This is a genomic window from Ensifer canadensis (assembly GCF_017488845.2).
GTDB classification, from domain to species: Bacteria; Pseudomonadota; Alphaproteobacteria; order Rhizobiales; family Rhizobiaceae; genus Ensifer; species Ensifer canadensis.
Genome location: NZ_CP083372.1, coordinates 170401 through 190033, shown reverse-complemented (window position 1 = coordinate 190033; position 19633 = coordinate 170401). Strand labels below are relative to the sequence as shown.

General features: G+C 57.4%; 12 protein-coding genes and 3 pseudogenes. 6 read left to right on the top strand and 9 right to left on the bottom strand.

What is annotated here, in order from left to right:
• Positions 1-401 precede the first annotated feature (401 nt).
• The 3 genes and pseudogenes from cysD to J3R84_RS29445 all read left to right on the top strand — a co-directional run.
• Positions 402-1301: a sulfate adenylyltransferase subunit CysD gene (cysD, locus tag J3R84_RS29455; protein ID WP_011970896.1), complete on the top strand. Its 900-nt coding sequence runs from the start codon at positions 402-404 to the stop codon at positions 1299-1301.
• Positions 1301-3202 carry a bifunctional sulfate adenylyltransferase/adenylyl-sulfate kinase NodQ gene (gene nodQ, locus J3R84_RS29450; protein ID WP_011970895.1) on the top strand — a complete coding sequence of 634 codons (1902 nt, stop codon included), beginning with the start codon at positions 1301-1303 and terminating at the stop codon, positions 3200-3202. Before cysD ends, nodQ begins: the two co-directional genes overlap by 1 nt.
• A 248-nt stretch (positions 3203-3450) precedes the next feature.
• Positions 3451-4202, top strand: a pseudogene (locus tag J3R84_RS29445) (transposase domain-containing protein); the annotation flags it as partial.
• A gap of 580 nt (positions 4203-4782) precedes the next feature.
• Here J3R84_RS29445 and J3R84_RS29440 read toward each other — a convergent pair.
• From J3R84_RS29440 to nodA, 5 genes are all read right to left on the bottom strand, one after another.
• Entirely contained in the window at positions 4783-5571 is a 789-nt protein-coding gene (locus J3R84_RS29440; protein WP_011970894.1) for an ABC transporter permease, read from the bottom strand.
• Between the two features lie 3 nt (positions 5572-5574).
• Positions 5575-6582 (bottom strand): nodulation factor ABC transporter ATP-binding protein NodI, encoded by a 1008-nt coding sequence (gene nodI / locus J3R84_RS29435; protein ID WP_020487240.1) that lies wholly within the window; start codon positions 6580-6582, stop codon positions 5575-5577.
• A 67-nt stretch (positions 6583-6649) separates the two neighbouring features.
• Positions 6650-7930 carry a chitooligosaccharide synthase NodC gene (gene nodC / locus J3R84_RS29430; RefSeq protein ID WP_011970892.1) on the bottom strand — a complete coding sequence of 427 codons (1281 nt, stop codon included), beginning with the start codon at positions 7928-7930 and terminating at the stop codon, positions 6650-6652.
• A gap of 14 nt (positions 7931-7944) precedes the next feature.
• Entirely contained in the window at positions 7945-8598 is a 654-nt protein-coding gene (gene nodB / locus J3R84_RS29425; RefSeq protein ID WP_011970891.1) for a chitooligosaccharide deacetylase NodB, read from the bottom strand.
• A complete protein-coding gene (nodA, locus tag J3R84_RS29420) occupies positions 8595-9185 on the bottom strand; it encodes a nodulation N-acyltransferase NodA (RefSeq protein WP_011970890.1) in 591 nt (196 codons plus the stop codon). Before nodA ends, nodB begins: the two co-directional genes overlap by 4 nt.
• Positions 9186-9448: 263 nt before the next feature.
• Here nodA and nodD1 point away from each other — a divergent pair, with 263 nt between their 5' ends.
• From nodD1 to nifN, 3 genes are all read left to right on the top strand, one after another.
• Positions 9449-10390 carry a transcriptional regulator NodD1 gene (gene nodD1 / locus J3R84_RS29415; RefSeq protein ID WP_207932887.1) on the top strand — a complete coding sequence of 314 codons (942 nt, stop codon included), beginning with the start codon at positions 9449-9451 and terminating at the stop codon, positions 10388-10390.
• Positions 10391-10455: 65 nt separating this feature from the next.
• Positions 10456-11516 (top strand): IS630 family transposase gene (locus J3R84_RS29410; protein ID WP_113569768.1). Its coding sequence is split into 2 segments (ribosomal slippage): positions 10456-10948 and positions 10948-11516, totalling 1062 coding nucleotides; the frame shifts between segments, so codons are not numbered across the junction.
• A 1041-nt stretch (positions 11517-12557) separates the two neighbouring features.
• Entirely contained in the window at positions 12558-13883 is a 1326-nt protein-coding gene (gene nifN / locus J3R84_RS29405; protein WP_011970887.1) for a nitrogenase iron-molybdenum cofactor biosynthesis protein NifN, read from the top strand.
• 21 nt (positions 13884-13904) lie between these two features.
• Here nifN and J3R84_RS29400 read toward each other — a convergent pair.
• From J3R84_RS29400 to nolF, 4 genes and pseudogenes are all read right to left on the bottom strand, one after another.
• Positions 13905-14668 (bottom strand): annotated as a pseudogene (locus J3R84_RS29400) (IS5 family transposase).
• Positions 14669-14820: 152 nt separating this feature from the next.
• Positions 14821-15277, bottom strand: a pseudogene (locus tag J3R84_RS29395) (MaoC family dehydratase).
• A gap of 6 nt (positions 15278-15283) precedes the next feature.
• Positions 15284-18481 (bottom strand): efflux RND transporter permease subunit, encoded by a 3198-nt coding sequence (nolG, locus tag J3R84_RS29390; RefSeq protein ID WP_203530012.1) that lies wholly within the window; start codon positions 18479-18481, stop codon positions 15284-15286.
• Between the two features lie 3 nt (positions 18482-18484).
• Positions 18485-19588 (bottom strand): nodulation protein NolF, encoded by a 1104-nt coding sequence (gene nolF / locus J3R84_RS29385; RefSeq protein WP_011970885.1) that lies wholly within the window; start codon positions 19586-19588, stop codon positions 18485-18487.
• Positions 19589-19633: the final 45 nt, after the last annotated feature.

The window sequence follows — 19633 nt, the reverse complement described above, 5'->3', positions numbered from 1 at the left end:
ACGGATGAGTGGGCTTGCATTTGCATACGCCAGCCTATCAGCGCAATGATGATAGCGGCATAAAGGCCATTGCACTTTCCGAAAGCTGAGGAAGCAAGCCATTATGGGTACTGCACCTGTCAGCAATACTGAACCGTCTCAACGGAATAGCCTGCGAGTGAGCGCTCCGGTCCCAGCAGCAATAGCGCGGCCCCATATGAAGACGCTATCTCGCTCGGCGCCGGCGCATCAGCGCGGAACGTCAGATAGCGCAAACGCTTTAGTGCGGCGTTGGCCGAGCGCCAGTTACCTCGCGCCGCCGTCTTGCCGCGGTGATACCACGCATTGGGGATGCCTTAAGCGAGCTGGAGCTGCCGAGGGCGTAACCCGGATAGGTTCCTGAGCATAGAACAAGGCCACAAATGTCTCATCCCCATCTTCGGCGGCTTGAAGCCGAAGCGATCCATGTTATTCGCGAAGTCGTTGCAACATTCTCCAACCCCGTCGCACTTTACTCGATCGGCAAGGACTCCTCCGTATTGCTGCATCTGGCAATGAAGGCGTTCTATCCCGGAAAACCGCCCTTTCCATTCCTGCACGTCGATACGAAATGGAAGTTCCGGGAAATGATCGAGTTCCGTGATCGGATGGCGCGAGAGCTCGGCTTCGACCTGCTCGTCCATGTCAATCAGGACGGGATCGATCAGGGCATCGGCCCCTTCACGCACGGCTCCAACGTTCACACCCACGTCATGAAGACGATGGGGCTGCGGCAGGCGCTGGAGAAATACGGTTTCGACGCGGCGCTGGCGGGCGCGCGGCGGGACGAGGAGAAGTCACGCGCCAAGGAGCGCATCTTTTCCATTCGCAGCGCCCAGCACGGCTGGGATCCGAAGCGTCAGCGCCCCGAGATGTGGAAGACCTACAATACGCGGGTCGCACCGGGTGAAACGATGCGTGTCTTCCCGCTCTCCAACTGGACCGAATTCGACATCTGGCAATACATCCTGCGCGAGGACATTCCGATCGTGCCGCTTTATTTCGCGGCCCGGCGGCCCGTCGTAAAGCGCGACGGAACGCTGATCATGGTCGATGATGAGCGGATGCCGATCCAGCCCGGAGAGGAGGTTCTTGAGCATCAGGTGCGTTTCCGTACCCTCGGCTGCTATCCGCTGACCGGGGCGGTCGAGTCCGAGGCTGCCACGGTTCCCGACATATTGCGGGAAATGCTGACGGTCCGCACGTCCGAACGACAGAGCCGCCTCATCGACTCGGATGAAGTCGGGGCAATGGAGAAAAAGAAGCGGGAGGGCTACTTCTGATGTCATATGTTCAATCCATACCGCCGCATGACATTGAAGCGCATCTGGTTGAGCACGACAACAAGTCGATCCTGCGATTCATCACATGCGGTTCGGTCGACGATGGCAAATCCACTTTGATCGGCCGGCTGCTCTACGATGCGAAACTGATCTTCGAGGACCAGCTCGCAAACCTCGGACGTGTCGGCTCTCCCGGTGGTGCCAATGGCAAGGAAATCGATCTCGCTTTGCTTCTCGACGGGCTCGAGGCCGAGCGCGAACAGGGGATCACCATCGACGTCGCCTACCGCTATTTCGCGACGTCGAAGCGCAAGTTCATCGTTGCCGACACGCCCGGTCACGAAGAATATACGCGCAACATGGTGACCGGCGCTTCGACGGCGGATCTTGCCATCATCCTCATCGACAGCCGGCAGGGCATTCTTCAGCAGACGCGGCGGCATTCCTATATCGCCTCGCTTCTGGGCATCCGTCATGTCGTGCTGGCAGTCAACAAGATCGATCTCGTAGACTTTCGACAGCAGGTCTATGACGAAATCGTCGCCGACTACATGGCTTTTGCGAAAGAGCTCGGTTTTGCCAGCATTCGGCCGATACCGATCTCAGCACGAGACGGCGACAACGTCATTTCAGCTTCACCCAATACACCTTGGTACAGAGGGGCGGCGCTGCTCGAATATCTGGAGACGGTAGAGCTCGAGCCCATGGACCAGGCCAAGCCTTTCCGTTTCCCGGTTCAGATGGTGATGCGTCCAAATGCTGATTTCCGCGGCTATGCGGGTCAGATCTCCTGCGGCAGAATTTCCGTCGGCGATCCGGTCGTCGTCGCAAAAACCGGACAGCGTACCTCGGTCAAGGCGATCGTGACCTATGACGGGGACCTTGCGACGGCAGGCGAGGGCGAGGCCGTAACGCTCGTCCTTTCCGACGAGGTGGATGCTTCGCGCGGCAATATGCTCGTCGCCCCCGGCGCCCGGCCGTTTGTGGCGGATCAGTTCCAGGCGCATGTGATCTGGTTCGATGCGAGCCCGATGATGCCCGGACGAAGCTATATATTGAGAACGGAGACGGACAGCGTCAGTGCGACGGTCACCGCGCTCAAGCATCAGGTCAACATCAACAGCTTCGTGCGCGAGGCCGCGAAATCGCTGCAGATGAATGAAGTCGGCGTCTGCAACATCTCGACGCAAACGCCGATCGCTTTCGACGCCTATACGGACAATCGAGCCACAGGCAATTTCATCATCGTCGACCGGGTCACGAATGCGACCGTCGGCGCGGGGCTGATCGACTTTCCACTCCGGCGTGCCGATAACGTCCACTGGCATGCGCTCGAGGTGAACAAGGTCGCGCGCAGCGCCATGAAGAACCAGCTTCCTGCCGTTCTCTGGTTCACCGGGCTTTCGGGCTCCGGTAAATCGACCATTGCGAACGAGCTGGACAGGATTCTCCACGCTCAGGGCAAGCATACCTATCTGCTCGACGGCGACAATGTGCGTCACGGCCTCAACCGGGACCTCGGCTTCACCGAAGAGGACCGGGTGGAGAACATCCGCCGCGTGGCGGAGGTGGCGAAGCTCATGGCGGATGCCGGTCTGATCGTTCTCGTCTCCTTCATCTCACCGTTCCGGGACGAGCGGCGAATGGCGCGGGAATTAATGGAGGAGGGCGAGTTCATCGAGATCTTCGTCGACACGCCGCTCGAAGAGTGTGCGCGCCGAGATCCGAAGGGACTCTATGAGAAAGCTCTCGCAGGCAAGATCGCAAACTTCACCGGCGTATCCTCGCCTTATGAGACCCCGGAAAACCCGGAACTTCATATCCGCACCGTCGGCCATGAACCGACCGACCTGGCGCTCGCTGTCGAGGAATTCCTCGACCGCAGGATGGAAGGCAAATGACGCCGCTTCAACGCCCAACATAGAGACGGACGGTACGCATCCGAGGAGGGCCGCCTTGCTGAGAAGTGAGTCGAACTAGATGTTCTGTCTATATGGCCCCGGAGCTAGCCATTCCGCTTGTTGCGCCGACCAAATTCTTTAACGGCACAAAGTGGGCTTATGGAGGTTGTCAGCGCCAATGGTCGCCCGTGTGATCGTGCGACGCGATGTCGACGGTTGCATTGAAAATATTGGGTGGATCTGATCGAATTACTTCGAAGCCTGTGGATCTTCCTGCGGACCTTGCGAGCGCCTATCTGGCGCTGCTTTCCCAGCGTGAGATGTTACAGGCTGAACGTGATGTCGTTGTTGCCGAGCGCGATACGGTCATCGCCGAGCGGCACATTGCGGTGGCGCAAGCCGCCGATGCGCAGTCCATGCTGTCGGACAGTGAGGCCTTGATTTCCGGTCTGGAGCTGGCGATCGAAAAGCCTGAAGCGCGAGCTGCGCGGCCGGCGATTCGAGCGCACGGCGCTCCTGATCGACCAGATGGAATTGCAGCTCGAAGAACCGGTGATGGCGGCGACGGAGGATGAAGTCGCAGCGCAAGCGGCCGCCAAGACCTCGAGCGTACGTTCGTTCACGCGCAAACGGCCGGTCCGAAAGCCGTCGCCGGAGGATATCGAGCGCGAGCGCGTGGAGATCGATCCCCCAGTCACCTGTGCATGCTGCGGCGGATCGCGGCTTTCCAAGCTGGGCGAAGACGTCACCGAGACGCTGGAAGAGATTCCGCGTCGGTTCAAAGTGATCGAGACGGTGCGGGAGAAATTTACCTGCCGTGACTGCGAGGCGATCAGCCAGCCGCCGGCGCCGTTCCATGCAACGCCGCGCGGCCTCAACGGTCCTCATCTGCTCGCGACGATCCCTCTTCGACAAGTATGGAATGCATAGGCCGCTCAACCGCCAGAGCATCCGTTTCAAATGCGAGGGCCTCGAGCTTTCGACCTCGACGCTGGCCGACTAGGTCGGTTATGGAACGGCCGCGCTCCTGCCACGCGCGGCACCCAAAATCCCGCCGCCCTGCGCGGATGGCTACCTTCCTTGGCATTGGTCCCCGCGACCACTACCTGCACCGAGGCTGAGTCAGCCTGCTGGCCACCGTCATCTACGTCTTCACCATCAACGATGGGGCCGAAATGCTCAGCGAAGACCTGGAATTCCTCGAGGCGTTCGTCCGAAACTCCAACAATCGGGTCAATGGAAGTATCATCAGTGCCGTAACCAGTGCCGATGAGACAATCACCGCACTACCGGCCATGGTATCGATGAGCTTAGCGACATACTCTCAAATGCGCGCCGTTCGTTCTAAGCCTGGATCGACTTTCTTCACTGCTTCGCAGATGGCGAAGAACTCGTCGAGCGCGTAAAGGCGAATCTCAGCCGTAACGCCGTAACACTTGGCCGGTTACGATCGCGGTGGCGCGAGGGCCTTCTCATCGCTGTTTCCAAGCGTGAGATATTCGAGCAATGCTGGCTTGCCTCGGCCATGCCCGATCGATGTTTCCGATTGATGACCCGGTAACGTGGCGCCGCATTTCCAGTTAAGGCATCAGGCGTCGGCGGAGCAATGCAGTCGACAAGAAAAACGGGACTACTGCATAGCAGCAAAGAGCCCCGATATGTAGACCCACGTTGACCAGCGGGCTGCCGAGCATTATCGGACGGATGACATCAATCGAATGAGCCAGCGGCAAGACTCGTGTGACATGTTGAAAAGCGCTCGGCAGCTGGTTGACTGGAAAGACAGCGCCGGACAGGAACAGCATCGGTGTGATGACGAGCGTCTGATAAAATATGAAATATTCGTAGCTGGGTGCAAGCGCCGTGACGATCATGGCTAGACTCGCAAACGCTAAGCCCGTCAGGGCGATGACCGGCAGTGCATAAAGGAGTGACACCCATTCCGTGTAGCCCAGCGTAGCGGCGACGACACCAATTCCTGTACCCGCAAGGGAAGCCTTGGTAGCTGCCCACGCCAATTCTCCGAGCACGATGTCGCCGATCGTGACCTGTGTGTGCAGGATCGCTTCCCAGGTGCGCTGAGCGCGCATGCGGGCGAAAGTCGCGTAGATCGTTTCGAAAGTCGACGCGGTCATTGCGCTTGTCGCGACCATCCCGGCAGACAAAAATGCAATGTACGACACACCGTCAACGCGCCCGACCATCATTCCTAAGCCGGCACCCAGACCGAACAGATATATTAAGGGGTCGGCCAGGTTACCGAGGATCGACGCCAGCGCGACCTTCTTCCACGCGAGATAATTGCGGCGCCACACGGCAATCCAGTTCCACCCGTTGGCGGGCAGAGCCGCCACATAAAGCTTCCACATGGTTCAGTCCTTCAGCTCCCGCCCGGTCAACCGTAAGAAAACGTCCTCGAGATTTGGTGGACGCTGCAGAAAGCGCACACCCGCGCGCCCATCCAGTTGGACTCGTACTTGCTCCGGGTCGAACGCATAACAGAAGACGGTCTCGCCGCTCACCTCGATGTGGCGGGCGTGCGGGCTTACCAACGCACTTAGCTCGTGTGGATCGCCCCCGTAGATCTCTATCACCTGGCAACCGATCTTCTCGTCTATTAGCATGTGAGGTCGGCCTTCGGCGATCTTGCGCCCTGCTTCGAGCACGCACAGCCGGTCGCACAACCGCTCTGCCTCTTCCATAATATGGGTGGTCAAGAGAATCGTCTTTCCGCGTGCCAACAACGACCGCAGCCGTTCCCAGATCAAGTGACGGGCGTGCGGGTCAAGTCCAGTGGTAGGCTCGTCCAATATCAGTAGCTGGGGATCGTTGATGAGGGCACGTGCCAGTGTAAGGCGCCGCTTCATGCCGCCAGACAGGTCCGAAACACGCGCATCCGCCTTGTTTTCGAGGCGCGCAAACTCAAGGAGCGATGGGATTACCGCTTCTATCTCGCGCGTGCTCATCCGGAAGTAGCGCCCGAAGACCAACAGGTTTTCGCGTACAGTGAATTCCAGGTCGAGGTTGTCGAACTGCGGAACTACGCCAATCCTCATGCGTGCCAATCGAGCCCGTGACGGAACCGGCACGCCGAGCACGGTGATCTCACCCGTACCAGGCGTCGTCATGCCGAGGATCATACGGGTGATCGTACTTTTGCCTGCACCGTTGGGACCTAACAGACCGAAGCACTCACCCGCTGCAACGGTGAACGACAGTCCGTTGATTACAGGTTTGTCACCGTAGGACTTTGTTACGCTGGCAACATCGATTGCCACGGTTGGTATGGCGCCGGGTATTGCGGTCTTCACGGCTGGACCTGTTTGGTCCTTCCACTCGAACGGACTCGGCTCAAGCCGACGCGGAGCCTCTTGGGCCATCTCACGATCTGACAATTGATTTTCCGCTTCCTGTCTCAAAACTCGCCCGTTTCCAGTCATGCTACTGTCACTCGCCGCTGCAAGTGCAGTCAGGTGTCACTCGGCCGGAGGCTTGAATTGGAGTCTGCTTTCCTCCGCTGACTGGTACTTCTGGCGCGGAGTAGCGTGACAGCCAGTCGCTATTGGACAATGTACACAACGCATAAGCTTTCAACGGAAGTAAGAGAAAGAGGTTGATGGGTGTGTGCAGAACGAAGCCAAGAAATCTAAGTTGGCGAGCATGCAATGCTACGACGCTGCAGCGTATAATGGTCATGGACGCAATAATCAAAATCGTCCACCATGGCACTGTGGCGGTCATTATGAAATGCGCAAGTCCCGTCACGACCGACAGAGCGAGCAACAGTGGCCCGATATTCTGCCCGACCACGTCCAATGTGAGAAAAGGGTTGAGGCCGCGCAACAGAGGGAGCACTAGAAACGTGTCACGGAACGTGCTGCGTGCCCAACGCAGTTGTTGGCGCAGATACGGTTTCAGTGTATCCGGGACGACGGTTGCCACTATGGCGTTTGGAACATACTCAGTTCGAAAACCTGCCTTCAACATGAGGATCGTCAGATGGCGGTCCTCACCGAAGTCGCTTAGCTTACCGCGAAACAGTTGCGTTTCGTACTGGTCAAGCAGCGAAGCGAGCGCCGACCGACGGTACATAGCACAAGGGCCGCAGCAACACATAACAGCACCGAAGCGAGCCTGTGCCGCGCGTTCTTCGTTGCAGGCAAGCCAATACTCCATGTCGATCAATTTCGTCAGCCAAGTGTCACCCGAATTGCTAGCCGTGAGTTGACCCATAACCGCACCGACCTCTGGATCTCCCATCTTCGAGGCAAGCTTGGAGACCACATCGAAAGCGATCGTGCTGTCCGAGTCGACATTCAGCACCAAATCCCCAGAGGATTGACCTATCGCGGCAATCTGCGCTTTCCGCTTTCCGACGTTCTCTGGGAGCAGAATGAAGCTGAACCTCGGATCGCGCGAATAGAAGGCGCGTGCACGCACAATGGCCTCGCGGTTCCGAGAACCATCATCAACGACATAGACTCGCAATTCTCCGGGATAATCCTGGTCTGCAATGGACGCAAGGCACGCCGAGAGGATGCCTGGGTCCTCATTGAAGCTGGGGACGATAACATCCACGGCTGGCAGAGGGCGGGTCTCGACCGGTTCTGCCGACACTGCTGGACCGTCTATCGGCCGAGCATGTAGGGCTTGCATGCTCCTGTAGGCGGTCAAGAGCAGCGCGTAGATCGAGATAGCGGCGGTGCTGGTTGTGTCAAGCAGGTACATGGGTTCTCGTCTGTTCAGTGATGCGGAGGAAGTGGGCGAATTGCAAAACCACGCTCGTGCAGCGCCGGGATCACACGGGAAATTGCCATAAGCGTTTGGTCACGCAGACCCGTAAGCGCTCCCGTTTCGTCGGGAGGGCATCCATCGTGCAACAGCACGATCGCACCGGGCCGAACCGATGCCAGCACTGCATCAACAATCGCGTTGGCGCCTGGCCGAGACCAATCTCGCGGATCTGCCGACCAATGTATTGCCGTCAGCCCAGCGCTCGCCGATCTTGTCAGCGCTTCCTCGCTCCAGACACCATAAGGTGCTCGTATGTGTCGGACCGCTGCCTGAGGACAAGCGGCGATAATGGCCTCACTTGCCTCGACAATCTCACGTTCGACTTCGTGAGGTCCGCATGTTGACAGGTCCGGGTGGGTCATCGTGTGGTTAGCCACTTCGTGACCTTCCGCGACGATACGTCGAATGAGTTCCGGCTGGCTTTTCGCATAGGTGCCGATGACGAAGAAAGTCGCCGGTACGCCGTACTCAGCCAGCACATCCAGGATTTCCGGTGTGCAATGTGGATTCGGGCCGTCGTCAAACGTCAGGTATATACTAGGATCTTCGGTCCCGTAATCGCAGTTGCTCGGCACCTCGTGTATATAATCGAGGTGCTTCATAGCTCCGATCCGTTCCGTTCAATCAATGTACCTGGAGGCCATTCGTTCAACGGACGTCCAACCGGGAATATCACGACGAGTGGCTCCTCGGTGCGCGTGGAAGGGAGATCGGGATTCACTTCTGCGATGCTCGACCGCACTCGAACCCCCGTCAAAATGCTAGCCATACCGTTCTGGCAATATCTCTCAACGTGGTTCCGCATGGCGTGCCGAACTGTCCCAAAGGCGAATGGGACACCAAGCTCCCGCAAAGTTGGAGTCAAAGCACCGACCGAGTGAGCGATGCCCATTCGCTCCAGATCGGGCCGCACCGCGTATAAGCCCAGTTCAGCCACAAGGAGATCAGTCTCACCAACCTTAATGAAACGGCGCAACACGCCCATGTGGCTTGCTATCCCGACCGAGTCATAAGCAATTGCGCGGCGCTCCGGTCTCGCGCCGGCCCAACTGCGGCCACCCTCGAATGGTTTCGCGTGGAACGCTCCTGTGGGCCCATAGGATTTTCGGAAAAACTCTGAAAGCTCCTCGTGGTCTGCACGTTCCAGCTGATTTTCCCAGCATAGTTTCCACTGCACTTTTAAGGACATATAAGAACTCCAGTGTGTTGTTTCTTCAAAGCACGATCGAGAGTGGTGTGTACCGGCTAGTCACACCGGGGAGGCCACCGTAGCGCTGGACCGTTGGTCGAGGGCTTAGGCGACGGCTCTAAATTCGGACCCATCCTGTACTTGTGAAACTTTTCTCGCGCCGCACCTTGATTTCATTAACCTCAGGGTTCTCTAATAGGACTCTGCAAGATTGGTAAAATTGATTGTTTGGATAATGATCATCTGCGATATGGATGCCGCACATGCGTTTTAGGGGCCTAGATCTAAACCTCCTCGTCGCGCTCGACGCACTGATGACCGAGCGCAAGCTCACGGCCGCCGCACGCCGGATCAACCTCAGTCAACCGGCCATGAGTGCGGCTATCGCGCGCCTGCGCACGTATTTTGGTGACGAGCTGTTTTCGATGCAGGGCCGCGAACTTGTCCCTACGCCCCGTGCTGAGGCGCTCGCCCCCGCGGTCCGCGACGCCCTGCTGCAAATTCAGCTTTCCGTCATTGCCTGGGATCCACTAAACCCGGCCCAGTCGGATCGTCGTTTCAGAATCATCCTTTCCGACTTCATGATACTTGTATTCTTTGCGAGGATCGTGGAACGCGTGGCTCGCGAGGCCCCCGGTGTCAGCTTCGAGTTGCTCCCTCTCGATGATGATCCCCATGAGCTTCTCCGGCGGGGGGATGTTGATTTTCTGATTTTTCCAGACGTGTTCATGTCGAGCGCGCATCCCAAAGCGAAATTGTTCGACGAGGCACTCGTGTGCGTCGGCTGCCCCACCAACAAGAAGCTACTGGGGAACATCTCGTTCGAGACCTATATGTCGATGGGGCATGTTGCAGCCCAGTTCGGACGAGAAATGAAGCCCTCCGTCGAGCAATGGCTATTGCTTGAGCACGGCTTCAATAGACGTATCGAGCTTGTTGTGCCAGGTTTTACCTTAATTCCACGCCTACTGGCGGGTACTAACCGCATAGCAACTATACCATTGCGTTTGGTTAAATATTTCGAACAAACGGTACCACTGCGCATTGTCACATCTCCGCTGCCTCCCCTCTTTTTCACTGAGGCTGTCCAGTGGCCCGCCCTTCACAACACTGACCCCGGAAACATTTGGTTGCGGGAGATACTATTGCAAGAGGCGTCGCGCATTGATCCTCAGTCGGACACCTGTTATACCAATCGTCACTGAGTCTGACTCTCATGATTCCCAAAAGCCGACGAATCTGAATCGATGGCGCAAACAGGAGGTTTGCGATGGGTTCGGCGATTTCGTTGCGGTCAGAGTATGATGGGGATGGGTTGCGGCGTCTGGCTCGGCAGACACGAGATGCCGACCAAGCTCGGCGTCTTCTCGCCCTCGCATCGATCTATGATGGCGGCTCTCGCGCAAATGCTGCTCGGATCGGCAGCGTGACAGTTCAGATCGTGCGCGACTGGGTGGTTCGCTTCAACGCACGCGGTCCCGACGGGCTGGTCAACGGGAAGGCTCCGGGCAAGCCGTCACTGTTGAACGAAGATCAGCGCACAGCCCTGGCACAAGCCATCGAGCGCGGCCCCACGCCTTATCTCGACGGCGTCGTTCGCTGGCGTCTGTGTGATCTGGCCCAGTGGATTTGGGAAGAGTTCCGGGTCTCGGTGAGTGAAGAGACCTTGGGTCGCGAAGTGCGATCAATGGGCTACCGCAAGCTCTCGGCTCGCCCGAGGCATCATGCGCAGGATGCCGAGGCGGCTGAGGCATTTAAAAAAACTTCCCCACCACTGTGGCAGAAATCGCCGCCGGTCCCGCCAAGGGCAAAGTGATCGAAATCTGGTTCCAGGACGAGGCCCGTATCGGGCAGAAGAACAAGATCACCCGCCGCTGGGCCAAGCGTGGATCAAGGCCATCTGCGCCGCACGACCAGCGCACCCGCTCGGCCTATATCTTCGGCGCGATCTGCCCCCAGCACGGCAAGGCCGCCGCCCTCGTCATGCCCTGGTGCGATACTCATGCCATGAACCAGCATCTGATTGAAATCGCCAGAAACGTCACTGAGGATGGGCACGCCATTCTCATCATGGACCAGGCGGGATGGCACATGTCCAACAACCTGGCCGTCCCAGAAAACATCACCATCCTGCCTTTGCCGCCGAAATCGCCGGAACTGAATCCCGTCGAAAACATCTGGCAGTTCATGAGGGATAACTGGCTATCCAACCGCGTCTTCAAGTCCTACGAGGATATCGTCGACCACTGCTGCTACGCTTGGCGAACACTACAGGAGCGGCCATGGAAAATCATGTCAATTGGCCGACGGCAATGGGCGCAAGGGTTCTGATCAATGACGGTTGGTATTAGACGTTGCCAAGAGCATTAACTTGCATGTTGATCAAGAACTCCTCGCTTTTCTCCGGAGCTCCTGCGGTTCGAACCGTCTAATCGACCATATTGGTGCGACATACCCGCCGCTCTTGATAGCGCCTTTGGGTATACTCTTGCGCTCCCCACTCGCGTACTGATTGCCTTACGTCCTGCTCCTAACAGCAGCCGCACCCTTCGGATCATGAACCTGTTCAGCCAGCCGCCTTTTCGGGTCGTGGCGACGCCCCGCCGCTTCCTTCAGGCACTTTGTTTATCGGCATTCGTCTCAACGCAACTGAATCCATGTCACACTCGTCCACTCGTCAGCGCATGAAGTACTCTCTTTGAGCTTGTAGAGCCTCAGTGAACTACAGACGCAACGACACTGAAGAGAGGAACTTCGAATCAGCAGACCACCCGCAAACTCCATCTTCGCGGCATTCCCGGAATCGTTGGCCGCAATGGGTCGGGGAACCCTAACCCGTGTAGGGTTTGTCAGGTCCGCGACAGAGGTGATTGGCTAAGCTCTTTAGCTCGTCTGAGGATAAGTAGCTGAAACAAACAACAAAGTGGTCTTTAGCTGAAGTAAACAGAATTGGCACGAGTTTTGAGATTCCCGGTCATAAAACGGCGACAACTGCCGATGCATGTCGTAGTCAGCGTATCAACCAGGGACTAAAAAAAACATGTCACGTTTGGGTGAGACCGCATTTTGCGGGAGAAGACGCTTCGGGGAGTTCTTCTCCCAAAGTACACACCGCCTCACTGCGTGCCGACCCAAGGGTTCTCACCGAGGTAACGCTCTCGATAGGAAATGCAACGGTGTGGATCAGAAGCGAGGCGAAGCGACCGCTTCTAAACGGCAAGCCAACCCTTCTCATCACCGACGGCGCAAAGTTCTGGTCGGCCTAGATGTAGATCGGCACGAACGTCGTTGGCATGACGGTCACGAAATCGGCGCTAACCCAGAGTTAGGCCATCAGGCAGATCATGAAGGTCGTGAGACCGAAGAAAGCTGATGGTCCGCATCCTTTCTCAGACTAAATGGGCAACGATCAACCCCCTGAAATCGTCGCAGCCGCTGGGTGGCGCCTTGGCCTTTCTTGGTGTCGATGGTGCGATACCGCTATTCCATGGCAGTCAAGGTTGCACCAGCTTTGCACTGGTGCTTCTCGTTAGGCACTTCAAGGAAGCGATTCCCTTGCAAACCACCGCGATGGACGACGTGGCAATAGTCCTCGGCGGGGCGGGTCATTTGGAGCAGGCGATCCTCAATCTCAAAATTCGCGCAAAGCCAAAGCTGATCGGTATATGCACCACGGCGCTGGTGGAAACTCGTGGCGAAGATCTGGTGGGTGATCTCGCCAGTATCAAGCTGGAGCGCGCGGAAGAACTCACAGGTACCGACGTCGTGCTGGCCAATACACCGGATTTTGACGGCGCTATGGAGGAGGGTTGGGCCAAGGCTGTCACAGCAATGATCAAAGCGATTACACGAATCGGCGAGCAGGAGCGGCAGTCGAGAACTATAGCAATTCTCCCTGGGTGGAACCTCACTATAGCTGACATCGAGCAGTTGCGCGATATAGTAGAAAGCTTCGGGCTCAAGCCGATCATCCTGCCGGACCTCTCTGGCTCGCTTGATGGTATAGTGCCCGATGGCCGCTGGGTGCCGACGACATACGGCGGCATCAGCGTCGAGGAGATACGCGAGCTTGGCACAGCAGCGCAGTGCATAGCCATTGGTGAGCATATGCGCGGTCCAGCAGAGGAGATGAAGACGCTGACCGGAGTTCCTTACGTGCTGTTTCAGTCGCTGACAGGATTAAATGCGGTCGACCGGTTTGTCTCGCTACTTTCCTCTATTTCCGGTCGGCCCGCGCCCGCGAAAGTCCGCCGGCGCCGCGCACAGCTGCAGGATGCCCTGCTGGACGGACATTTCCACTCGGCTGGCAAGAAGATTGCGATCGCAGCCGAGCCGGACCAGCTCTATCAACTCGCTACGTTCTTCATTTGCCTGGGTGCCGAGATTGTGGCAGCCGTTACCACGAAAGGTGCGTCGAAAATCCTTCACAAAGTACCGGTGGAAGTAATTCAGGTCGGCGACCTCGGCGACTTGGAAAGTCTTGCCACCCATGCTGATCTTCTCGTCACGCATTCGCACGGCCAGCACGCTTCAGCACGTCTCGGCACTCCGCTAATGCGCGTCGGTTTTCCTGTCTTCGACCAACTGGGCAGTCAGCACAAGCTCACAATTCTGTATCACGGAACGCGCGACTTGATCTTCGAAGTTTCCAACATCTTCCAATCCCATTCCCTTGCGCCGACGCACCGGGGAACGTGATCTGTTTCCTACGGCGTCGACTCATAAACTTTGGCACCATATTCTTGTTGCGACGAGCTTTACGGCGGCGAGGTAGTTTTCCGGGCGCTTGTCATATCGGGTTGCGATGCCTCGGAACTGCTTGATCCTGTTGAAGAACCGTTCCACGAGATTGCGTTGCCGATAGACCCAGCGCGAAAACACGAAAGAGCCCTTGCGATTACTCTTCGGCGGGATGTTGGCCCAGGCCTTTCGCTCGGCGGCCTTGGCCCGAATCGCATTCGTGTCATAACCCTTGTCGGCCAGCAGGATGTCCCCCTCGCCAAGCTCATCCGTCAGCGCGTCGGCTTCGGCACAATCGGCGATCTGTCCACCAGTCAGACGCAGATTGACGGGGCGACCTTCGGCATCGACGAGCGCGTGGATTTTGCTCGTAAGCCCGCCGCGGGAACGTCCCATGCCACCATCGTCTCCATCCCCTTTTTTCCCGTGGCCGCGTGCTGGTGAACGCGGACACAGGTCGAGTCGATCATGACGATGTCGCCATCGTAGGCCTTGGACACCGCTTCAAGAAGCCGATCCCATACCCCGGCTTTGCGCCAGCGGACGAAGCGGTTGTAACAGGTCGTCGGCGGGCCATAGCGTTCCGGAACTTCCGCCCAAGGCGAGCCCGTTCGAAACCGCCAGAGGATGCCATTCAATACCCGCCGATCATCAACGCGGGCAACACCGCGTGGCTTGTTGGGCAACAACGGCGATATGATCGACCATTCGTGGTCAGTCAGTTCGTAGCGACGACGCGTCATCAAATGCTTCCCTATTTCGAAGCCTTGAATCACGGCGGCCGATAAATGCCAAGAAATTTTATGAGTTTACGCTGTAGGAGTATACGCGCTCCGATGGCGGGTGCATCCAGAACATCGGGATGCATGCACCTTCATCAAGCTGCCAGCGACACTCAACCGGCTTTTGGCCGGTTGGCGATCCAATTGGCAGTGAGTGCAGGTTTATTCTCGTTCTCGATCTCAACCGTCACGCCGTCACGTTGCAGACTGTCATTAGCATACTGGCGCCCCGAAAGCGGCAATCCGAAAGCACGAAGCGACCACGCACACGACTGCCGGTCCTGACCGGTGAGATGAAGCGGACGCGGTCGAAACCGCAATTGATGCCCATGGTTTGCTCGCGAACCTTCGGCATACCGCTGAAGTTCATCACCGACAGAAGCGCCAGTGTCAAGAATTTATGAGCGATCGTGCTGCCGCTTCGCGGTTCGGATCTACGTGGATGAATTGATGGTCATGGGTCGCATCGGCGAAGAGGTTGATCATCGCCTGATCAATGGTGATCCATTTGGATGTGCCGAGTTCCTGCCCAACCAAGCTCGACACGTCCGAAAGGGAAATCTCATGCACGCGACCTCACATGATTGTTGTCCCTGACTGATCCTGGCTTGTGAGAGCGCAAGCAGGAGTTTTAGTCTTATCGGACCCGTCGTGCTGAGCCGAAGCATTCGATCCAGTAGGAGAAGGCACCCAGCGCCTTACGCGCCGGGCGAAGGCATCAAGATAAGTCAGCACGACAGGCACAAAGACCAAACTGAGGAGGGTGGAGGATATCAACCCGCCGATGATTGCATGGGCCATTGGGGCGCGCTGCGCGCCGCCTTCGCCCAAGCCTAGGGCTGTTGGGAGCATACCGAAAATCATGGCGAGGGTCGTCATCACGATCGGCCGGAGTCTTACCGCTCCGGCATCTGCAAGGCTCTGACGCAGGCTTTTGCCTTCGCGAACGCCTAGATTGGAGTAGTCGACCAGAAGGATCGCGTTCTTTGTCACCAAACCGATCAGCATCAGGATGCCGATCATCGAGAACATATTGAGTGTGGAGCCCGTAAACAGAAGGCCAAGCAGGACACCCATCAAGGATAGCGGCATTGTCATGATGATGGCGATTGGCTGGATGAAGGAGCCGAACTGAGAAGCCAAGATAATGTAGATGAAGATGACGGCCATCGCCAGCGACTGGAGTGCATAGGCGGTGCTCTCGGTCAGGTTCTCCGCATCGCCGCCGAATGAAATTCGAAACCCCACTGGGATATCCATCTTTGTCATCGCGGCCTTCAGATCGGCCACAACGTCGCCCAACGTCCTTCCTTCAATGTTGCTGGATATGCGAATGTCCCGGGACAGATCCTTGCGGGTGATCTGAGCAGGCGCGGTGCTCTCGACGACATCGGCTACCTGATCGAGTAAGACCATTATCGGCTTGCCATTGTCGTCCATACGAGCGGTGGCGATTGGAAGATTACGGAGCTGTGCGGCGTTCTCTCGGCCGGCGGCGGGGAGGCGCACCACGACATCGTGGGATTCTCCGTCAGGGCTGTTCCATACAGATATTGCATCACCCGCCACTAGTGACCTGAGTGTATCGCCTATCGTTGCGATCGAGACGCCGAGATCGCTCGCCGCCTCGCGGCGCACCCGAACAGCCAGCGTTGGTCGAAGCTTTTCGATTGAAGATTCGATCTCCGTAGCGCCCGGAATGGCCGCAAGCACCGAGGTGATTTGATCGGAGATCCGTCGCAGCTCCTCGTCACCATCCCCGAGGATCGACAATTGTAACGGCTTTATCGATCCGACCACTTCCGAACGCTGTCCAACTGAGATTTCGAGGCCGGCGATCCTGGAAAGCCGCCGGCGGATAGGACCGAGGGTTTCCGCCGTCTTCAGCCTCCTTTGACTGCTGTGCACAAGTTGCACGGCCACCAGGGCCTTGTTGAAGCCACGCATTTCCCCGGAATTGATAGTGGAATACGTCGAGGAGACATAATTGAATTCTCGCAGTGCTCGTTCGATCTGACCGACTTTCGCGGCCATGTAATCGAGGGAAGCGCCTTCGTTGGCTTCCAGCGATATGCTCACTTCTCCCTGGTCGGGTGGCGGCAAAAACTCAGTTCCGATGCGCGGAACAAGCAGCAGGCTGACGACAAACATGCCTAGGACAATAGCAATTGTCGTTTTCCGGTAGTCGAATGTGAAGTAGATAACCGACCGATAGCGGCTTGCAAGTCCCTCGAACCATTGATCGAACCGCTCAATCAGTTGCCCGAAGAAGCCTCGCTTGGCAGTTTTTTGAGATTGGGGATCGCGCCAAATGCTCGACAGCATCGGATCAAGAGTAAAGGACACAAAGAGCGAAATGAACACGGCCACGGCTACGGTAACGCCAAACTGAAGGAAAAAGCGACCGATCAGCCCGCCCATGAAGGCAACCGGCAGAAACACAGCGACGATGCACAGTGTTGTCGACAGCACTGCAAGGCCAATCTCGTTGGTACCATCCAGGGCCGCCCTTACAGGATCCTTGCCCATCTGTAGATGGCGAGTGATGTTTTCACGTACGACTATCGCATCGTCAATCAGAATGCCGATGGACAAGGAGAGTGCCATAAGAGTCATGATGTTCAGCGTGAAGCCGAGAGCGTAAATTGCCGCGAATGTGCCAATAACTGAAATGGGGAGGGTAAGGCCGGTGATAACCGTGGATCGCCAGGAGTTCAAAAATATGAACACGATCAGCACTGACAGAACACCTCCTTCGACCAGCGTTCGCTGTACTTGGGAAACCTGGGAAGCAATGGGGCGGGAGTTGTCACGTGTGATGGTGAGTTGGACGTTGTCCTTTGTCAGTTCTGCGTTCAGCGCGGAAACTTCCCTGCGAACTGCGGACGCAACCTCGACCGTGTTGGCGCCTTGGACCTTGACGATGTGCAAACCGAGAGTCGTCTGGCCTTGGTAGTTTGCAAGGCTGGTAACTTCGGCGCCTGTGTCGAGAATGGTTGCCACTTCCGAAAGGTAGACGGGATAGCCATTTCTTTGAGCGACGATGATGCGGTTGAAGGCTGAAGTATTCGCAATGCGTCCCTCGACCGTTACGATTCGCTGATTGATGCCGGATGTAAGCGTTCCCGCCGCCCGATCCTGGTTTTCGCCTCGGATTGCTTCGATGACGGTGGCGACAGGGAGGCCGTGGGCCCCGAGACGATCAGGGTCCACAACAACGAGAACTTGCCGCTCGCTGCTGCCAATCAGTGAAACTTGGCCGACGCCCGATATAACGCTCAGGCGATTGTTGATCACGCGAGTGGCAAGCGTGGTGATTTCGGGCAGCGTCCGGCTCGTCGAGGACACTGCAACAGAGAGGATTGCCTGGCCTTCGGGCTTGTATCGCGTGACCTGAGGGGTCGCCACTGCGTCGGGAAACTTAGTTTCAAGACGCGCAACCCTGTCGCGCACCTCCTGTGCCGCGTCTTGTGAATCGACATCGACTTCGAACTGCACCACGACGATCGAACGCCCTTCGTAGGATTCCGAGGTGATGGTGTCGATTCCGCCGATAGTGTTGAGCGCCGCCTCAATCGGCCGTGAGATCTCGCTTTCGACCGATTCGGGCGATGCTCCGGTGTAGGTGGTCGCGACCACTACGACTGGCAGGTCGGTCTCGGGGTAGTGATCGACACCGAGTCGACCATATGAAAACAGACCAAGGACAAGGATCATCACCATCATCATGGTAGCGAAGACCGGATGGTTGATGCTGATACGTGTGAGGAACATCCCTCAGATGCCTTCGATGATCACGGGCGTATTGGCGACGAGATCGGGCAATGGGGCGGTTACGATAACATCGCCCTCGCTCACTCCCGACACCTGCACAAGATCACGGTCGCTCCAACTCCTGCCGAGCCCGACAGGTCGCCTTTGCAAAACGCCCGCTTTCACCTTGAGAACGAAAAAACCATCTGCGTCGTGTCGGATTGAAGCCGCCGGTAGTGCGATGACATCCTTCTGGTCGTCTACTCTTAGATCGCCGATGGTGAACATTCCGCCTCTCAACAGGCCTTCCTCGTTGTCGACGGCGATGAACACTCGCACAGCACGGGATCCGGCTTCGGCGGTGGGCGAGATACGAGCGACCTCTCCGGAAAACGTCCGGCCCGGAAAGCCCTCTACCGTCAGCTCTACGGGCTGCTTGAGGCGAATGAGCGGGATCCGGCTTGTGGGAACACCGGCGTCAACTTCCAGCCGATTGAGCTCGACAATAGTCATCAGTTGGGTATTCAGCGGAACTGTCTGGCCCTCTTCAACCGAACGCGCAGCAATAACGCCACCGAACTCGGCTCGCACTTCTGCATGGGAGAGCGATCGTTCGGCATCCGAAACCTCGGCCTGTTTCGATCTTAGCTGCGCGCGAAGATCAAGCACATCCGCCAGCGCAGCAAGCCTCGTGGCCTCCGATGCCGCGCGTCGTTCACTAAGTCGCGTGTTTCGCTCAAGCACTGCCTCGGCGAGGTCGGTCTGCGCGCGAAGGGCATCCGCCTCTGCTTTTCGCCCCGTCACCGCCGATTCGAGAGCTCCCCTTTCGAAACGGACGAGGAGATCGCCGGCATTGACCACGTCCCCGATCTGAACAGGTAGCTCAATGATCGTCGAGGATACGCGTGAGGTCAGTGTAGAACGTCGAATGGGCGTGAGAGAGCCGACTATACGAACGTCGTTTGCCATGTCTTGCCGGACGGCGGTGCTTACGTCGGCTTTGGCAAGCTCGATCGGGCTACCGTGTTTAACCTGCCCAATTGCCCGACCTTGCGAAAGAACGATGGTCACGGCCAAGCTTGTGGCGAACGCCAGTTTCTGGAGATTGCACTGAGCAGATATCGTCATCTGGAGCTCTATTCGACGTTTGCTTAATACGAGGTGTGGTGCTTT

Bases quoted from the DNA above. Each gene is read 5' to 3' on its own strand.
- cysD (WP_011970896.1), top strand. From the start codon at position 402: ATGTCTCATCCCCATCTTCGGCGGCTTGAAGCCGAAGCGATCCATGTT.
- nodQ (WP_011970895.1), top strand. From the start codon at position 1,301: ATGTCATATGTTCAATCCATACCGCCGCATGACATTGAAGCGCATCTG.
- J3R84_RS29440 (WP_011970894.1), bottom strand. From the start codon at position 5,571: ATGTGGAAGCTTTATGTGGCGGCTCTGCCCGCCAACGGGTGGAACTGG.
- nodI (WP_020487240.1), bottom strand. From the start codon at position 6,582: ATGGCCCAAGAGGCTCCGCGTCGGCTTGAGCCGAGTCCGTTCGAGTGG.
- nodC (WP_011970892.1), bottom strand. From the start codon at position 7,930: ATGTACCTGCTTGACACAACCAGCACCGCCGCTATCTCGATCTACGCG.
- nodB (WP_011970891.1), bottom strand. From the start codon at position 8,598: ATGAAGCACCTCGATTATATACACGAGGTGCCGAGCAACTGCGATTAC.
- nodA (WP_011970890.1), bottom strand. From the start codon at position 9,185: ATGTCCTTAAAAGTGCAGTGGAAACTATGCTGGGAAAATCAGCTGGAA.
- nodD1 (WP_207932887.1), top strand. From the start codon at position 9,449: ATGCGTTTTAGGGGCCTAGATCTAAACCTCCTCGTCGCGCTCGACGCA.
- nifN (WP_011970887.1), top strand. From the start codon at position 12,558: ATGGTCCGCATCCTTTCTCAGACTAAATGGGCAACGATCAACCCCCTG.
- nolG (WP_203530012.1), bottom strand. From the start codon at position 18,481: ATGTTCCTCACACGTATCAGCATCAACCATCCGGTCTTCGCTACCATG.
- nolF (WP_011970885.1), bottom strand. From the start codon at position 19,588: ATGACGATATCTGCTCAGTGCAATCTCCAGAAACTGGCGTTCGCCACA.